We start from the raw sequence: 14,500 nt of genomic DNA on the forward strand, positions 1-14,500 counted from the left end.
GCGAGGCACACTAAGGCATGGGCGAAAACGGCTACACCGTCGGCGACTACCTGCTGGACCGGCTCGCCGAACTGGGGGTGACCGAGGTATTCGGCGTCCCCGGCGACTATCAGCTGGAGTTCCTCGACCACATCCTCACCCACCCCACACTCCGCTGGGTGGGTGGCGCCAACGAGCTCAACGCCGGCTATGCCGCCGATGGCTACGGTCGGCTACGCGGCATGGCCGCCCTGGTCACCACATTCGGGGTCGGTGAGTTGTCGGCGGCGAATGCGATCGCCGGCAGTTACGCCGAACATGTGCCGGTGGTGCACATCGTCGGCGCGCCGTCCAAGGATTCCCAGGCGGCACGTCGGATCGTGCACCACACCTTGGGCGACGGGGACTTCGATCACTTTCTGCGGATCAGTCGCGAGATCACCTGCGCCCAGGCGAATCTGGTGCCCGCGACGGCGACACGCGAGATCGACCGGGTGCTCTCAGAGGTCCGCGAACAGAAGCGGCCCGGCTACCTGCTGATCGCGACCGATGTGGCCCGGTTCCCCACCGAGCCTCCCGCCGCACCGCTGCCCCGCTACACCGGCGGCACCAGCCCGCGCGCACTGTCGATGTTCACCGCGGCGGCCGCCGAGATGATCGCAGACCACCGGCTCACCGTGCTCGCCGATTTCCTGGTACACCGCCTGGACTGCGTCGACGAGCTCAATGCGCTACTGGCGGCCGACACGGTCGGGCACGCCACGTTGATGTGGGGCAAGAGCCTGGTCGACGAGAGCTCACCTAGCTATCTGGGTATCTATGCCGGTGCGGCCAGCGAGGATTCGGTGCGCGAGGCGATCGAGGGCGCCCCGGTGCTGGTGACCGCGGGCGTGTTGTTCACCGACATGGTCAGCGGATTCTTCAGCCAACGCATCGACCCGGCCCGCACCATCGACATCGGCGTCAACCAGAGTGTGGTGGCCGGGCAGGTCTACGCCCCGCTCGACATGTCGGCCGCGCTCGGCGCCGTCACCGCGATCCTTACCGAGCGCGGCATCACCTCACCGGCGCTGCCCCCGCTCCCCATTCGGACGCACACCGACCCACCCGGACGCGATGCCGCGTTGACCCAGGAAACCTTGTGGGACAGGCTTTCTGAGGCCCTCACCCCCGGCAATGTGGTACTTGCCGATCAGGGCACGTCGTTCTACGGGATGGCCGGACACCGATTGGCTTCGGGAGTGACGTTCATCGGCCAACCACTGTGGGGTTCGATCGGCTACACCCTGCCTGCCGCAGTCGGCGCCGGACTCGCCGACCGGGACCGGCGCACGGTACTGCTGATCGGCGACGGCGCCGCGCAGCTGACCGTCCAGGAACTCGGAGCGTTCGGTCGTGAGGGCCTGGCCCCGGTCGTGGTGGTGGTCAACAACGACGGCTACACCGTCGAACGCGCAATCCACGGTGTCACAGCCGAATACAACGACATCACCGGTTGGCGCTGGACAGAGCTGCCCGCCGCGCTCGGCGTCCCCGATGCGCTCACTTTCCGGGTCAGCACCTACGGCGAACTCGACGATGCGTTGACAGCCGCGGCGGCCACTCCGGACCGCATGGTGTTCGTCGAGGTGATGCTGGGCCGGATGGACATCCCGCCGCTGCTGACCGAGTTGGCGCAGTCCGCGTCGGACGCCAACTCAAGCTGAGGGCTAGCCCTTCTTGACCTTGAGCACCTGCTTGCGCAGGCCTTCGGTGGCTGTCTCGACGCCGCCCTTCATGGTCCGCTTGAGGATGAAGCCCGGCAGCGGCACCGACAGATCGATGGAGATGTCGAACCGGACCTTGGTCTTGTCACCGTCGGGGGTCAGCGTGTAGCTGGCGTCCTGGGCCTTGAGCTGGCCGGCCCGCACCAACGTCCAGCTGACCTTGTTCTCGCTCCAGGTGTACTCGATCACCTGCTCATCGGTCAGCCCGGCGGCCTTGACCGTCATCTTCACCTGCTTGGGCCGGCCGTCGTCGTAGGACTCGAGGATCTCCGCGCGCTGGTATTGGGGCGACCAGGTGGGCGTCGCCTCGACATCGGCGACGACGTCGAGGATCTCCTGTGGGGTCGCCTCGATCACTACTTCACGGGAATCGCTGGTTGCCATGCGGCGAGATTACCCGGGGCTAGGCTCACCGATATGAGTAATCCGGTCGATCCGACCGCCCTCCCCAGCGGCACCGGATGCGCGGAGTGCACCGCCGCTGGTGGCTGGTGGGTCCATCTGCGGCGCTGTGCGGCATGCGGGCATATCGGTTGCTGTGATGATTCGTTGGCCCGTCACGCGTCGGCGCATTGGCGCGAGACCGGGCATCCGATCATCCGCTCCTTCGAGCCGGGCGAGGACTGGTTCTGGGACTTCGAGACCAACCAGTACTACGACGGGCCCGAGCTTGCCCCGCCACAGCATCATCCGGAAGACCAGCCGGCACCGGGGCCGAAGGGGCAGGTGCCCAAGGACTGGGTCCATCAGCTGAACAACCGTTAGTCGCCCAGCACCGCCATGGCGGCGTTATAGCCGGGGATGAAGGTGATTCCCGGGCCACCGTGGCAGCCCGCGCTGGCCAGATACAGACCGTCAATGGGAATCGATTGACCGACATACCCTTTGGGTCCGGGGCGGTTGGGACCCATCTGCTCCGGATGGATCAGGCCGTGGCAGTAGTCGCCGCCCGGCGCACCGAACATCGTGCCCATGTGGCGCGGCGTGAAGGTGGTGTGCCGGAGGATCCGCCGCTCGAAATCCGGTGCCAGCCGGGCGATCTTCTCGATGACCCGTCGGCCCATCTCCTCCTTGAGCTCGCCGTAACCGGATGCCGACTCCTCGACCGGGAACCACAGCGCGAACGCCGAGGCGGCATGTTTGCCTTCCGGGGCCAGCGTCGAATCATGGGCCGACGGGATCTGGAAGGCGATCGCGGGATCGGCGGGCACGATCCCGCGGCGGGCATCCTGCCACTGCTGCTGCAGTTCTTCCGGAGTGCTGAAAAGGCCGATCGCAGCTTGCATTCCAGGGTCGTTGAGCATTTCGTAGGGGGCCTCGAAGGTGGGGGCTCCGTCGAGAGCGAAATGCATCTGCAGATAGCTGCCGCGATGGTCGATGCGGATGAACCGTTCGCGCACCTCGGCGGGCAGCGCCTCAGGATCGACAAGCTTGGTGACCGTGGTGTCCGGGGCGATCGCCGACACCACGACGGGCGCAGTGATGGTGGTTCCGTCGGCCAGTCGCACTCCGGTGATCCGGCCGTCGTCGACCGATATCCGGTCGACGCTGCTGCGCAACCGCAGCTCACCCCCGGCGGCGGTGAGCAGGGCGTGCAGATGTTCGGTGAGGGCGCCGATCCCGCCCGCCAGTTTCTTCATCAGCACGGCGTTCGCGTCTGGCACCGCCAGGCCGTAGGCCAGGGCGGCCGCGCTGCCCGGTGTCTCGGGCCCGCGGTATGTGGTGTTGACCGCAAGGAAGGCCAGCATGCCGCGAAGCGCACCGTGCTTGTCCTTGTCCGGCAGGTAGCGGTCCAGGACATCGCTGACCGATCCGAACAGCAGGTCATCGATGGCGGCGCGTTCGGATTCTGTTGCCGCGCAGGCATACATCTCGTCGAGCGTGCGGGGCAGGCGGCCCGCGTCGAACCGGCCGAGCGCCCGGGTGGGCGCCAGACTCCAGGCCATCAGGCCCGCCATGCCTGCCACTGCGTCGGCGCCGTGAACCTCGCCGAGGTGGCCCAGCATCTTCATCGGGTCGGCGTAGTAGACCACCGGCGGATCACCGATTCCGCGCAGCGAAACCGACATGACCTCCAGGTCCACCGTCGGCAAGGTGTCCAGACCGAGCTCGGCACTGACCACGGCCGAGGTGGGGAACTGCAACGACCCGGCGATCTCGAAGCGGTAGCCGTCGAACAGCTCCACGGTCGAGGCCATCCCGCCGGCATATCGCTTGGCCTCCAGGCACAGGGTGCGCATTCCCGCCCGCGCCAACAGGGCCGCCGCGGCCAGCCCGTTGTGCCCGGCGCCGATCACGATCACGTCGTAGTCCGCCATCGCTTGAGGCTGACACCGACCCCGATGTTTTGTCAATAATGACAAAACAGATCAAGCGAAGCCCGACCGCAGCGCTTCCAGCGCAGCCCGGCACAGCCGCGCCAACTCCGGCAGCGACCGCTCACCCGCGTCGTTACCCACCATCCACAACTCCATGGCACCGAAGACCGAGGCCGCGACGCACCTGGCGGTGACCACGATCCGCAATCGTTCATCACCCTGCAGTCCACCACCGTGGCGGGCGACCAGCAGATCGGCGATCGCGTCGGCGAAGTCGGATTCAACCTGGCGGATGTGGCGCACGATCCGGTCCGGGTCGAGTTCCGCGGCGCGCATGCTGGCGATCTTGGTCACCGCGTCGACGTCATACGGGAAGGCCAGGATGGCCGACTGCACCGAGTCGAGGATTGATTCGGACGCCGGCCGTTCGGCCAGCGCGGCACGGAACCAATGCAGGCCGGCGTCGTAATCGGCAAACAGCAGATCGTGCTTGGACGCGAAGTGCCGGTAGAACGTGCGCAGGGAGACCCCGGCGTCGGCGGCGATCTGTTCGGCTGACGTGTCCTCGACCCCCTGAGCCAGGAAGCGCACCAACGCGGCCTGCCGCAGCGCCTCCCGAGTCCGTTCACTGCGCGCGGTCTGCGCGGGCCTGGCCATGCCGGTGAAGTTACCGCATCCACAAGTCGTACCGTCCTAATGTCAATATTGACAAAACCGCGGTCGACGAGTGTGCTCACGAAATGGTGTCTCTCATCGTTCACGCGGTACTGGGTATCGCCGTCGTCGCACTCATCGTGCGGTTGAACCCGCAGATCTTCTCCCGCCCACCCGGGCCCGCGTTCTCTGCGACGGAGCTGGCTTTCTACGTCGTCGGCCTCGCCTCGATCCCGATCTGCTGGTACTTCAACATGCGGTTCGTCGCGCAATACGCCGTACCGAGTGGCAACCCGATCTGGGGGCCGGGAAGTTGGCAAGAGTTCATCGCACTCGGGTACACCAACCCCGCCGCGGGCTCGGCCAGCGCCGATTACACCATCGCGAATGTCATCCTGCTACCGCTGTTTACGATCATCGACGGGCTACGACGTGGCATCCGCCACCCCTGGCTGTTCTTCGTGACCAGCCTGTTCACCAGCTTCGCGTTCGCGTTCGCCTTCTACTTCGCCACCATCGAACGGCAGCGCCGCCACCAGCAGGCCGAGGTCGCGGTCAGCTGAGTGGGGTCAATATCGCGGTGCAGGCCAGCACCGCGTCCTCGATGATCTCTCCCACCTCGCCACCGCTCTCGACGGTCATCGCGGTGAGCTCACGCAACCCGCCGATCATCATGATGGTGCGGCCCCGTGAGATCGACACTCCGGCCGCGCGGAAAGCCTCGGAGCTCGTCATCACCTCCACCATTGCGACGAAGTTCTCCATCGACTCGCGTTGCAGCGCCCGCGCCGCGGTTCCCATGGTCGGCAGATCGCGAATCCAGGCCAGCATCAACTCGGGGTGGGCCTGATAGGAGCCGATCCACGCCTCAACCGCCTGGCGGACCTGAGCCTGCCACGGCGCCTGCGTGTCGACCACCCGGGCGATCTCCCGCACATGCTTGGTGTTGACCGTGGTCAGCAGCGCAACGAAACACTCCTCACGGCTGGCGAAATGCTCGTAGAAGGTACGGCGCGACGTCTTGGCCCGGCGCACGATGTCGGCGACGGTGGTGTTCTGATAGCCGTCCTCGACGACCGACTGAATCATGGCATCGAGCAGCCGCGACCGGAACGCGCTCTTGTCGGCCTCAACCGACGTCGTAGGACTGTTCATCTCGGGCTGCCATGGTAGTGCCGGTCAGCGACGCACGGTGGGGCTATGCCCGACGCTGGACCGCGCACCCGGACTGGCGGATGGTGGCCGGTTCTGCCGGAAGCTCAGACAGACGCCGAGATTGCCGCCCACACACGGCACACCGTTGACGGTCGGCACGGGCCCGCCAGAACGGTTCCCGGTCGGATCCAGGGCGGCCGGCTCAGCGGTGGCGGACGGCGCGAGCACCACCGCCAACGCGAAAACACCCAAGACGACCCTTCTCATACCCGCAGCGTAACCCCGCTGGTCAGCCGATCGGCGTCGCCGGGCTCAGGACATCGCGCACGAACTGCGCGATGTTCACCGACGGGTTTCCGTCCGGGAAGCTCACCGTGGCCAGCACAGTGCCGCCGGCGTCCGCGAAGTTCTGATCCGCGCGGCCCTGATGCGTCGAAGAGGTCACCACGATGATCCCGGTGGCGCCGGCCTTCTTGGCCAGCGGCACCGAGAACTGCGCGTTCTGCACGGTGCTGTTGGCCTTGTCCTCGACGATGATCCGGTTGGCCGGGAAACCCAGCATGAGAAGCAGATTGCGCATCTGAGCCGCCTCGGTCTGACCGTTCTGCGGGTTGCCGCCGGTGACGATGACGGGCGACTGCGGGAACGACTGGGCGATCGCCAGCCCCGTGAGCACGCGGTGATACAGGATGGCCCGCATCGACCCGTCCGGCTTCAGCCCGTAGCCCAGGATGACGATCGCGGGCTTGGTGAAATCCTTGCCGGCCACCGGCGGGACTGCTTGGGCGACGGGCGCGCTCAGCCCGCCGAACAGCATCGTCACGGCCAGGACAGTTGCCGCCAACCCTCGGCGCACAGGTTCACCCCCGAAAAATTTGCGACACGCGTGATTATCGATGCCTCTGAGGGCGATGTTACAGATATGGTCCGTGAGGCGCAGTGTGCCTACTGTGACTTTCCCGGTATTCCGGCACTTCCGCGCCCGAAATCACGGGCTTCGGAACACCCGCTGACGCAACGGATTTTCCTCATTCAACGGCCAATGAGCCCTCACCAACTCCTGTCCCCCGCCGTGCACGCTGGCTGGTTCAGCCGGGCCGTGCGCCACAGCGATCCGACTGAAAGTTGTGACCGGTAACGCGCACAACCCCGGCACGGTGATCTGAACCGAACACCAGGAGGTGACTGTGATGTCGATCCACGAAGTGCTTGATTTTTACGCGTCAGCCCCGACCGCAGAGGCGAAATGGTATTTGGCCGCACTGGTCGCAGCGGCGGTCTTCGCAATTCTCTGGCGGACCGCCACTGCCCCACGGCGACCGGCAAGCCAGGAACCCATCAGCCCGACCGAGCTCGCACTGCTGCGATCGGAGGTCGCCCCGGTGGTCGCTGCCCTGGCCGGGCTGCGCGCCAGTGGACGGATCACCGGCAACGGACGGGTGGACCGCGCAGTGCCCGCCGGCCCGGACGACGACCGGTTCACCGAACAGACCCTGGCCCGGGTCGCCGCCGATCCAGGGCACACCGTGCCGGGCCTGTTCACCGATTCCCAGGCCGATCTGGCCGCGCTGGAAGAACAGCTGGCCGAACGTGGCCTGCTCCGCAGCCAGTCCGAGCGGACCCGGATGCGATGGGGCGCGGCACCGTCATTTCTCGTGCTGGCGATCGGCATCGCCTACTGCGTGTACCTGGCGACCCACGTCGACAACAATGCGAGCTACGTGGTGCCATTGGTTGTATCAATCCTGGCGACCGTTCTCTACACCGCGGTGGTCCTGCCTCGCCTGCTCACCGTCGACCGGCTGACGCGAGCGGGCCGGCAACGCCTCGCCGCCGAGCAGGGGCGCCTGGCCTACCTCAATCCGGCGGAACGCCCGGCGTACGAAACGTATGGGCCGGCAGCGGTGGCCCTTTCGGTGGCGTTGTTCGGCACCGCAGCGCTGTGGGCGGTGGACTCCGACTACTCCAGTTCGGTGCAACTGGCCGGGGATTCCTCCGGCGGCGGCGCTGACGGTGGCGGCTGCGGCGCCTCCTGCGGCGGCGGCGGGGGTGGTTGCGGAAGCGGATGTGGTGGGTGCGGCGGCTGCGGAGGGTGCGGCGGATGACCACCGCGACCCGCACCGTGCCCGCGCTGGGCGACGTGGGGTTGGGGTGGCGCCGCGAGATCGCCGGGCTGATAGCCGACCTCACGCCCGGCTTCTGCGAGGCGATCGCCGAGGCGGTGCCGATACGGCGCCGCCGGGCCCGGCCCGATCCGATGCTCGCCGGGCTCGCGGCCGCCGGGGTCCCGGTGATCCCGCACGGGGTCGCCCTCTCCCTGGGCGGTGTGGAACCGGTGCAGCCGGCCCGGGTCCGTCGGTTGGCGGCCTGCGCCGAGGCACTGGGATCCCCTTTGGTCAGCGAGCACATCGCCTTCGTGCGGGCCGGTGGGATCGAGGCGGGGCACCTACTGCCGGTGCCCCGCACCCGGGAGGCACTGGATGTATTGGTGCACAACATTATCCGCACCTCCGCGCAGCTGCCCGTACCACTGGCGGTGGAGAACATCGCCTCGTTCGTGGAGTGGCCGGAGTCGGACCTCAGCGAGTCGGAGTTCCTCACCGAGCTGGTGGAGCGCACCGACGTGCTGCTGGTGCTCGACGTGGCGAATGTCTATGCCAATGCCCGGAATCGGGGTCTCGACCCGCAACGCGAGCTCGCCCGGCTCCCGGTCGAGCGGGTCGCCTACAGCCACGTCGCGGGTGGCCGCCAGGGTGACGACTTCTATCACGACACCCACGCCGAACGGACGCCACCGGAGGTGCTGGACCTGGTCACCGTACTGCGTGAGCGGGTGGACACCCCGTTCATGCTCGAGCGCGACGGGCGGTACCCGCCGGCGGCGGAACTGTTCGACGAACTGGACGCGATCGCCACGGCCGCGGGAGCCGCGTCGATCACCCCCTGCGCACGAAAGGTGTGGGCATGAGCGAAAGCCTGGCTCAGCGGCAGGAAGCCCTGGTGTGGGCATTGGTGGCCAATGGACCGGTACCGCCCGGCTTCGATCCGGCGGCCGTGGCCGCGGCAGGCGAGGTGTGTCGTCACAAACGCGACGCGCACTCGGTCGTCGCCCCTCGGCGGCGCCGGTGGTGGTCGGTGTGACGCTGAAATACCGGACAGTCCGGACAGCGTGACACGATGGTCCGATGAGTGACTGGACGAGGGGAAGACTTTTCGGCGCCTTGAGGGCGGCCGGAGCGGCTTCGATGGTGGGCTGTGCGCTGGTGTTGGGCGCCGGTGCCGCGCAGGCAGATCCGGCTCCGTTCGAGCCGCCGAGGCTCGTGCCGGCCGACGGGGCGACCGTCGGCGTGGCCCAGCCGGTCATCATCAACTTCCCCGGCCCCGTCGACGATGCCGGTGCCACCGAAAACGCCATCCACATCTCGTCGGTCCCCGAAGTGCCCGGCAAGTTCTACTGGATCACCCCCACACAACTGCGCTGGCGTCCACTGAGCTTCTGGCCCGCCCACACCACGGTCACCGTCGACGCCGGCGGCACGGTGTCCAACTTCAACATCGGGGACGCGTTGGTGGCCACGGCCAACGACGCCACCCACCAACTGACCGTCACCCGCAACGGGACCGTCGAGAAAACCATCCCGATGTCGATGGGCATGGCATCCGGCGGCCACCAGACTCCGAACGGCACCTTCTACGTCCAAGAGAAGATGCCCTCGGTGGTGATGGATTCGTCGACCTATGGCGTCCCGGTCAACTCGCCGAACGGATACAAGCTGACCGTCGATCTGGCCGTCCGGTTCGACGACAGCGGCGACTTCGTGCACAGCGCCCCCTGGTCGGTGGCTGATCAGGGCAAGCGCAACGTCAGTCACGGCTGCATCAACATCAGCCCCGCCAATGCGAAGTGGTTCTTCGACAACTTCAACGCCGGCGACCCCATCATCGTTCAGAACTCGACGGGCACCTACACCCGGCACGACGGCTCCAACGATTGGCAGATCTGAGTCCCGCAGCGGTCACACGTCGAAATCGTCGTCGTCATCCTCGAGCGGCGGGCGCGGCTTGCGCATCACCACCACCGCCCAGATGACGCCGGCGATCAGCGCTGCGACGATCGCTAAGAACACCAGCTGTCCCACCATGTAAGCCACCGTCATACCTCCTCGTAGCCGATCAGGGCCAGCCAGGAATCACGCACTGATTCTGCGCTGGTGTGTGGCGTCGGGCAGCAGCGCCGCCGGGACGGCGATCGCGTCACCTGTGCGCATCCGAAACACCACCACCGTGCCCGAGCGCCGCGTGGACCGCACCGCGTCCCGATCCAGCACGAGAGTCCGGTCCGGGCAGTCGAACCGCAGCACCCCATCGTCGGTACCGGAGGCCCAATGCGATCCGGGCACGCAGATGCGTCGGTTGAGGCGGTATACCTGCGCGAGGGAAATCAGTTGCAGCAGCACCACGTACGCGACGAACATCCCCACAAACACAATGGCCGCAATGACCCAGCCCGAACCTGCGCTGGCAACGATGGCAGCGACGACGGCGGCGGCAATCAACGAGCCGACACTCACTCGCAACCACGCCCGCGGATGCTGGAACGCCGAGATCGTCGCGCGCCGGGCATCTCCATCACCAGCGACCCACTCGACGGTCACCGGCGGTATCGACCGCTGTGCTGGTTCCACCAGTAGCCTCCATCCGAAATCTGCACCGGCGTGAGTCCTAGGCCGCGTACCCGGCATCGGGCATCCGCCCCTCGGTTGCCCCACCAGACCCTAAGCCGCAGCGCTCAGAGTCGGGGCCGCCGTCCGTCCGACAGAGCACGCCACACACATGCGTCGCAGGCGCTGAACCCGAACAGCCCCAGCACCGTCGCGCACACGCTCGCGATCAATACCAGGCCGGGTCGGAACCACGTGGGGAGATCAGCGAACAGCTCACCGACAGCGAAGACCACGCCTATCAGCATCACCATCGTCAGCAGGATCCCGCCCACCGCGACCACGGCACAGCACTGGGCCAGGAATCTCCATGCCCGTGCACGCAGCGCTCCGGGCCCCTCGGGACGAAACGGTTCGAGGGCTCTGCTCACCTCGGCCGGCCACCTGACGACGAACACATCGTCCACGTCGTCGGAATCGAGCCTCAGGTGGCGGAACCCGATGGTCTGCCCGACCAGGCCGCGAGCGCTTCCGGGCATCGACAGTGGGCAGGTAACCCTTCGGTGAAGGCTCCCGTGTCCCGGAACCTGGGCGGTGATGACGAGCGTGTCGGGTCCCTGCACCTCGCCTGGGCTGTCCTCGATCACGTCGTCGATCACGCCAACGGCGAGGTGCCCCTCGGTCGATCGGGTCCGCTTATCGGAAGGCCTGCCGCTCATCGTCGACCATCCTTCACGTCATCGAGCGTCAGATGTGCCAGATTCGGACTTCCGGGCACGTGCGCCAGATACAGAAAAACCCACTGTCGCCAGTGGGTTCTCTCAGTGGCCAGGGCCGGGATCGAACCGGCGACCTTCCGCTTTTCAGGCGGACGAGATAGCCACTGACCTGCGGTTTATCTGATCGTATGCGTCGTATGCGCCGCATTGAGCAGCGCTGACGTATTCAGCCTGTCCGACGAACGGACATAAACCGGACACGGTGCTTGCACTCCCGTCCAGGAGCTTTCGCGCTGCCGCTTGCGTTGTGGCCAGCATCGGGGGCTCCGGGGAGCAGGCACCCCGATGCCCAGCGTCGCATCATCAGGCACCGTCTCGACACCCTCGACGGCAGGCTCGACATCCGCACCCGACAGCCCGCCATTCAGGCACGGTTCTACCGGAGCCTCGGTTGACGGGAGGCCGCGAGCGCCCGAGGCCGCCAGGCCGCAGGGCGCGAGAGCGAAGGTGGTCGGCCGTACGTCGACCGAGGCACCCGGCGGTCTCAACCCGGCCGCGGCCGGCGGGCTTGTTATATGTGCCGAAAATGTCCGCGACCCGGTTGACGACGGGACCGCGACCGGCGAGCTGCGGGCGATCGACGCATTGGGGCTGCGATTCCCGAGCCCCGAGATGGTCACCGCGGCTGCGGCCCTGTTCGAACCGGCGGCACCGTGGGCACGTAGTCCTGGCCGCCGCGGTACCGAGCCGGAATCCGGACGGTTTCGTATCACCATCGGCCCTGGCGTCGTACGACTCGGGTGGACCAATCCCGTACGGGCCGCGCAAGCCGCCGAACGATCCGTCGGCCATCACCAACGTGACGTTGATGACGCGAAGTTGCATGTCAGGAATGACCTCGAACGCAATGCTGGGGACGATGATCAGGCCGTCGTGTCTTCGACACGACGGAGTCCTACGGAAGTCGACCCGTGCAGTACTGGCAGAGTCATCACCGAGTGGTCCCGCAAATCACGGTCGGCGATGTGCCGCACCTTCGCCGAACTCGACTACAGCCCACTGGTGGAGTCGGGCCGCGTACCCGCGATGGTCACCCTGACCTATCCGGGCGACTGGGAAGCCGTGGCCCCGGATGGTGCCAGCGCAAAGCGGCATATGGTGTTGTGGCGCAAACGTTTTCAACGTGAGTACGGTGAACCAGCCCGCTACATCTGGAAACTGGAATTCCAGCGACGCGGTGCGCCGCACATTCACCTCTGGATGGCACCACCGATCTCGCCCGGCCGCTCGGGTCGCGGCTTCGCTCAGTGGTTGTCCGAGACATGGGCTCAGGTTGTTGACCATCCCGACGCCGAGCAGCAGGCGCGGCACCGACTGGCCGGCACCGCCATCGACGTGCGCGACGGGTTGAAAGCCTGCGATCCGAAGCGGCTGGCCATCTACTTCGCCAAGCACTCATCACCAAACCTGAACGGCGACAAGGAATACCAACACATCGTTCCCGAACTGTGGCGGCGGCCCGGGCGTGGCCCCGGCAGGTTCTGGGGCGTATACGGACTCAAGAAGGCTATTACTGTCGTCGAAGTAGCTCAGAACGCGTACCTGACGGCTCGCCGGATCGTGCGGCGATGGTCGCGCAGCCAGGCGGTGTACAGCGATTCCGACAGCCGCTTCCCCACAGCCGTGGTGCCGCGTACGGCCATACGGCAGGTCCCGCGCGTCGACCGCGTTACCGGAGTTGTCACCTGTCGGCGGGTGCGGCGGCGGCGAGCGCTCTGCCATTTGGGAGGTTTGGCTGGAGGATATGCCCTTGTGAATGACGGGCCTGCATTCGCTTCCCAGCTCGCGCACGCAATCGCCTAGGCGCCAGTCGCGTACTTGCCGCCGCAGTACTTTGCTTGCGGCGGAAAAGGTCTGTACGGCTGGCGGTGTCACCCCGCCGTGCGACGCTGGCGATCGTGACTCGCGACGCTGCTCCACCTGAACAACCGGCCCACCCGGACTGGGATGACCCGGAGCGGTTCGAAGGCGTGGTCGCGTTCTCGTTCGTGCTTCCATTCCTACTTCCGCTGGAACCGCAGGCGATACCGATCGGCGTCGACGACGAGTACCTACGAATCCGCGGCGTGACGCCGGCCGAGTTCGACCACGCCTGGATGCAGATGCCGCTCAGCTGCTTGATGATCTGGTCGGTGGCGACTGACGAAACCAACCCCGTCATCGAGGACACGACGGTGGCATCCGCCGCGCTGGCCCACATCACCGGGCAGGAGCCTCAGCCCGCTCCACCGCCTAGCGACGACTACGGACGAAAACGCTCAGCTGTGGTCGTTTTCATCCCCGTCAAGAGCCGCGCTGCCGCCCTCACCCCACCGCACGACGGCAAAGTGGATCCGCTGACGCTCGCGCACTGGCTGATCGCCGACGCCGCGCGGTCGTCACGGATAGCCTCCATGGCGCCGATCCCGGAGCTGCACTACCGAGCACTGAACCCGATCGTTCCCGCCACGTTCGGAGCGGTCGGTGAAGGCGGACAGGTTAACTTCGATGAGGAACAGACCGTGATTCTGCTGGACCACCTCCCCGCAAGGCTTGCTTCGCCGACGCCGATCGACCCAGCTGTGACCGGCAGGATCTTTGGACAACTCACTCGCGGTAGCATCAGCGCGCTGGTTCGTGATCACTTCGCTCGCGCGTACGCCGAACACTCCGCTGGTGACCGCCGCGCGTCGGTCCTCAGTCTTGCCGTCACGTGTGAGTTGATGCTCGACGGAACCCTGGCCGCGATGCTCTGGGAAGAAGGTCAAACGCCCTCAGACGCCGCGCAGGTATGGGCCGACACGAGTTCGATCACGGGACGGGTCAAGTCGCTGTACGCGCGCCGTCTCGGAGGCAGTTGGCACGTCGACGGTGACGGTCCGGTGGGTCGCTGGCGAGAGCACATCGTCGATGTCCGCAACAGCGTGATCCATTCCGGACGTACTCCATCGGAACCGGAGTCGGAGAACTCGGGTGCGGTGGCGTCGGAATTGCTCACGTTCATGAGCAAGCGACTGGTGCTCAAGTGGAAGGCGTACCCGAAGTCGATGGCTGTGCTGTGCGGGCCGTCGTCGGTAGCGAAGCACGCTTCGAAGAAGCAACGGGACAATGTCCTTGCAGAGCTGGAACGCTGCTCGGCGTTCGCCGTCGAGTTTCACCGGTGGCGCGACGAGTGGCTACGCGAACGCGCGATGCTTAGTTGATCGCCG

18 protein-coding genes and 1 tRNA gene are annotated in these 14,500 nt (G+C 66.5%); 9 read left to right on the plus strand and 10 right to left on the minus strand.

Going from position 1 to position 14,500, the window contains the following annotated elements; genetic code table 11:
* Positions 1 to 17: 17 nt before the first annotated feature.
* Positions 18 to 1,685: an alpha-keto acid decarboxylase family protein gene (locus tag HBE63_RS20990; RefSeq protein WP_166906473.1), complete on the plus strand. Its 1,668-nt coding sequence runs from the start codon at positions 18 to 20 to the stop codon at positions 1,683 to 1,685.
* A gap of 3 nt (positions 1,686 to 1,688) precedes the next feature.
* Here HBE63_RS20990 and HBE63_RS20995 read toward each other — a convergent pair whose 3' ends face one another.
* Positions 1,689 to 2,129 (minus strand): SRPBCC family protein, encoded by a 441-nt coding sequence (locus tag HBE63_RS20995; protein WP_166906474.1) that lies wholly within the window; start codon positions 2,127 to 2,129, stop codon positions 1,689 to 1,691.
* 33 nt (positions 2,130 to 2,162) lie between these two features.
* Between HBE63_RS20995 and HBE63_RS21000 the strand changes: the two genes are divergently transcribed.
* Entirely contained in the window at positions 2,163 to 2,510 is a 348-nt protein-coding gene (locus HBE63_RS21000; protein WP_166906475.1) for a UBP-type zinc finger domain-containing protein, read from the plus strand.
* On the opposite strand, the gene HBE63_RS21005 is transcribed toward HBE63_RS21000, so the two are convergent.
* Both HBE63_RS21005 and HBE63_RS21010 read right to left on the minus strand, forming a co-directional pair.
* Entirely contained in the window at positions 2,507 to 4,063 is a 1,557-nt protein-coding gene (locus tag HBE63_RS21005) for an NAD(P)/FAD-dependent oxidoreductase (protein ID WP_166906476.1), read from the minus strand. The genes HBE63_RS21000 and HBE63_RS21005 overlap by 4 nt on opposite strands.
* 51 nt (positions 4,064 to 4,114) lie before the next feature.
* Positions 4,115 to 4,720: a TetR/AcrR family transcriptional regulator gene (locus HBE63_RS21010; protein WP_166906477.1), complete on the minus strand. Its 606-nt coding sequence runs from the start codon at positions 4,718 to 4,720 to the stop codon at positions 4,115 to 4,117.
* An 83-nt stretch (positions 4,721 to 4,803) separates the two neighbouring features.
* On the opposite strand from HBE63_RS21010, the gene HBE63_RS21015 reads away from it, so the two are divergent.
* Positions 4,804 to 5,280, plus strand: coding sequence for a DUF2834 domain-containing protein (locus HBE63_RS21015; RefSeq protein ID WP_166906478.1), 477 nt, complete (start codon positions 4,804 to 4,806; stop codon positions 5,278 to 5,280).
* On the opposite strand, the gene HBE63_RS21020 is transcribed toward HBE63_RS21015, so the two are convergent.
* From HBE63_RS21020 to HBE63_RS21030, 3 genes are read right to left on the minus strand one after another with little or no spacing between them, the layout of a single operon-like run.
* The gene (locus HBE63_RS21020; RefSeq protein ID WP_166906479.1) at positions 5,273 to 5,872 is read right to left on the minus strand and encodes a TetR/AcrR family transcriptional regulator; all 600 of its coding nucleotides are present in this window, start codon (positions 5,870 to 5,872) and stop codon (positions 5,273 to 5,275) included. The genes HBE63_RS21015 and HBE63_RS21020 overlap by 8 nt on opposite strands.
* 24 nt (positions 5,873 to 5,896) lie before the next feature.
* Positions 5,897 to 6,139, minus strand: coding sequence for a hypothetical protein (locus tag HBE63_RS21025; RefSeq protein WP_166902202.1), 243 nt, complete (start codon positions 6,137 to 6,139; stop codon positions 5,897 to 5,899).
* Between the two features lie 22 nt (positions 6,140 to 6,161).
* On the minus strand, positions 6,162 to 6,689 hold the full coding sequence (locus HBE63_RS21030) for a YdcF family protein (protein ID WP_166910031.1): 528 nt from the start codon (positions 6,687 to 6,689) through the stop codon (positions 6,162 to 6,164).
* Between the two features lie 373 nt (positions 6,690 to 7,062).
* Here HBE63_RS21030 and HBE63_RS21035 point away from each other — a divergent pair, with 373 nt between their 5' ends.
* From HBE63_RS21035 to HBE63_RS21050, 4 genes are read left to right on the plus strand one after another with little or no spacing between them, the layout of a single operon-like run.
* A complete protein-coding gene (locus HBE63_RS21035; protein WP_166906480.1) occupies positions 7,063 to 7,977 on the plus strand; it encodes a TIGR04222 domain-containing membrane protein in 915 nt (304 codons plus the stop codon).
* Entirely contained in the window at positions 7,974 to 8,840 is an 867-nt protein-coding gene (locus HBE63_RS21040) for a DUF692 domain-containing protein (RefSeq protein ID WP_166906481.1), read from the plus strand. Before HBE63_RS21035 ends, HBE63_RS21040 begins: the two co-directional genes overlap by 4 nt.
* Positions 8,837 to 9,013: a hypothetical protein gene (locus tag HBE63_RS21045; protein WP_166906482.1), complete on the plus strand. Its 177-nt coding sequence runs from the start codon at positions 8,837 to 8,839 to the stop codon at positions 9,011 to 9,013. Before HBE63_RS21040 ends, HBE63_RS21045 begins: the two co-directional genes overlap by 4 nt.
* Positions 9,014 to 9,057: 44 nt before the next feature.
* Positions 9,058 to 9,876 (plus strand): L,D-transpeptidase family protein, encoded by an 819-nt coding sequence (locus tag HBE63_RS21050; protein WP_166906483.1) that lies wholly within the window; start codon positions 9,058 to 9,060, stop codon positions 9,874 to 9,876.
* Positions 9,877 to 9,888: 12 nt separating this feature from the next.
* Here HBE63_RS21050 and HBE63_RS21055 read toward each other — a convergent pair whose 3' ends face one another.
* From HBE63_RS21055 to HBE63_RS21070, 4 genes are all read right to left on the minus strand, one after another.
* Entirely contained in the window at positions 9,889 to 10,029 is a 141-nt protein-coding gene (locus HBE63_RS21055) for a hypothetical protein (protein WP_166906484.1), read from the minus strand.
* A 33-nt stretch (positions 10,030 to 10,062) separates the two neighbouring features.
* Positions 10,063 to 10,557, minus strand: coding sequence for a hypothetical protein (locus tag HBE63_RS21060; RefSeq protein WP_166906485.1), 495 nt, complete (start codon positions 10,555 to 10,557; stop codon positions 10,063 to 10,065).
* 104 nt (positions 10,558 to 10,661) lie between these two features.
* Entirely contained in the window at positions 10,662 to 11,252 is a 591-nt protein-coding gene (locus tag HBE63_RS21065) for a hypothetical protein (RefSeq protein WP_166906486.1), read from the minus strand.
* Positions 11,253 to 11,358: 106 nt separating this feature from the next.
* Positions 11,359 to 11,423: transfer RNA gene (locus HBE63_RS21070), tRNA-Phe, on the minus strand.
* 174 nt (positions 11,424 to 11,597) lie between these two features.
* On the opposite strand from HBE63_RS21070, the gene HBE63_RS31955 reads away from it, so the two are divergent.
* Together HBE63_RS31955 and HBE63_RS21080 are read left to right on the plus strand one after the other, a co-directional pair.
* Complete coding sequence (locus HBE63_RS31955) at positions 11,598 to 13,115, plus strand: hypothetical protein (protein ID WP_166906487.1); 1,518 nt, start codon at positions 11,598 to 11,600, stop codon at positions 13,113 to 13,115.
* A gap of 95 nt (positions 13,116 to 13,210) precedes the next feature.
* A complete protein-coding gene (locus HBE63_RS21080; RefSeq protein ID WP_166906488.1) occupies positions 13,211 to 14,494 on the plus strand; it encodes a hypothetical protein in 1,284 nt (427 codons plus the stop codon).
* The last annotated feature ends 6 nt before the right edge of the window (positions 14,495 to 14,500 follow it).

This window comes from Mycobacterium sp. DL440 (assembly GCF_011745145.1).
In the GTDB taxonomy this organism is placed as follows: Bacteria; Actinomycetota; Actinomycetes; order Mycobacteriales; family Mycobacteriaceae; genus Mycobacterium.

Excerpts from the sequence above, each read along its gene's own strand:
- HBE63_RS20990 (WP_166906473.1), top strand. The coding sequence starts at position 18 with ATGGGCGAAAACGGCTACACCGTCGGCGACTACCTGCTGGACCGGCTC.
- HBE63_RS20995 (WP_166906474.1), bottom strand. The coding sequence starts at position 2,129 with ATGGCAACCAGCGATTCCCGTGAAGTAGTGATCGAGGCGACCCCACAG.
- HBE63_RS21000 (WP_166906475.1), top strand. The coding sequence starts at position 2,163 with ATGAGTAATCCGGTCGATCCGACCGCCCTCCCCAGCGGCACCGGATGC.
- HBE63_RS21005 (WP_166906476.1), bottom strand. The coding sequence starts at position 4,063 with ATGGCGGACTACGACGTGATCGTGATCGGCGCCGGGCACAACGGGCTG.
- HBE63_RS21010 (WP_166906477.1), bottom strand. The coding sequence starts at position 4,720 with ATGGCCAGGCCCGCGCAGACCGCGCGCAGTGAACGGACTCGGGAGGCG.
- HBE63_RS21015 (WP_166906478.1), top strand. The coding sequence starts at position 4,804 with ATGGTGTCTCTCATCGTTCACGCGGTACTGGGTATCGCCGTCGTCGCA.
- HBE63_RS21020 (WP_166906479.1), bottom strand. The coding sequence starts at position 5,872 with ATGAACAGTCCTACGACGTCGGTTGAGGCCGACAAGAGCGCGTTCCGG.
- HBE63_RS21025 (WP_166902202.1), bottom strand. The coding sequence starts at position 6,139 with ATGAGAAGGGTCGTCTTGGGTGTTTTCGCGTTGGCGGTGGTGCTCGCG.
- HBE63_RS21030 (WP_166910031.1), bottom strand. The coding sequence starts at position 6,689 with ATGCTGTTCGGCGGGCTGAGCGCGCCCGTCGCCCAAGCAGTCCCGCCG.
- HBE63_RS21035 (WP_166906480.1), top strand. The coding sequence starts at position 7,063 with ATGTCGATCCACGAAGTGCTTGATTTTTACGCGTCAGCCCCGACCGCA.
- HBE63_RS21040 (WP_166906481.1), top strand. The coding sequence starts at position 7,974 with ATGACCACCGCGACCCGCACCGTGCCCGCGCTGGGCGACGTGGGGTTG.
- HBE63_RS21045 (WP_166906482.1), top strand. The coding sequence starts at position 8,837 with ATGAGCGAAAGCCTGGCTCAGCGGCAGGAAGCCCTGGTGTGGGCATTG.
- HBE63_RS21050 (WP_166906483.1), top strand. The coding sequence starts at position 9,058 with ATGAGTGACTGGACGAGGGGAAGACTTTTCGGCGCCTTGAGGGCGGCC.
- HBE63_RS21055 (WP_166906484.1), bottom strand. The coding sequence starts at position 10,029 with ATGACGGTGGCTTACATGGTGGGACAGCTGGTGTTCTTAGCGATCGTC.
- HBE63_RS21065 (WP_166906486.1), bottom strand. The coding sequence starts at position 11,252 with ATGAGCGGCAGGCCTTCCGATAAGCGGACCCGATCGACCGAGGGGCAC.
- HBE63_RS31955 (WP_166906487.1), top strand. The coding sequence starts at position 11,598 with ATGCCCAGCGTCGCATCATCAGGCACCGTCTCGACACCCTCGACGGCA.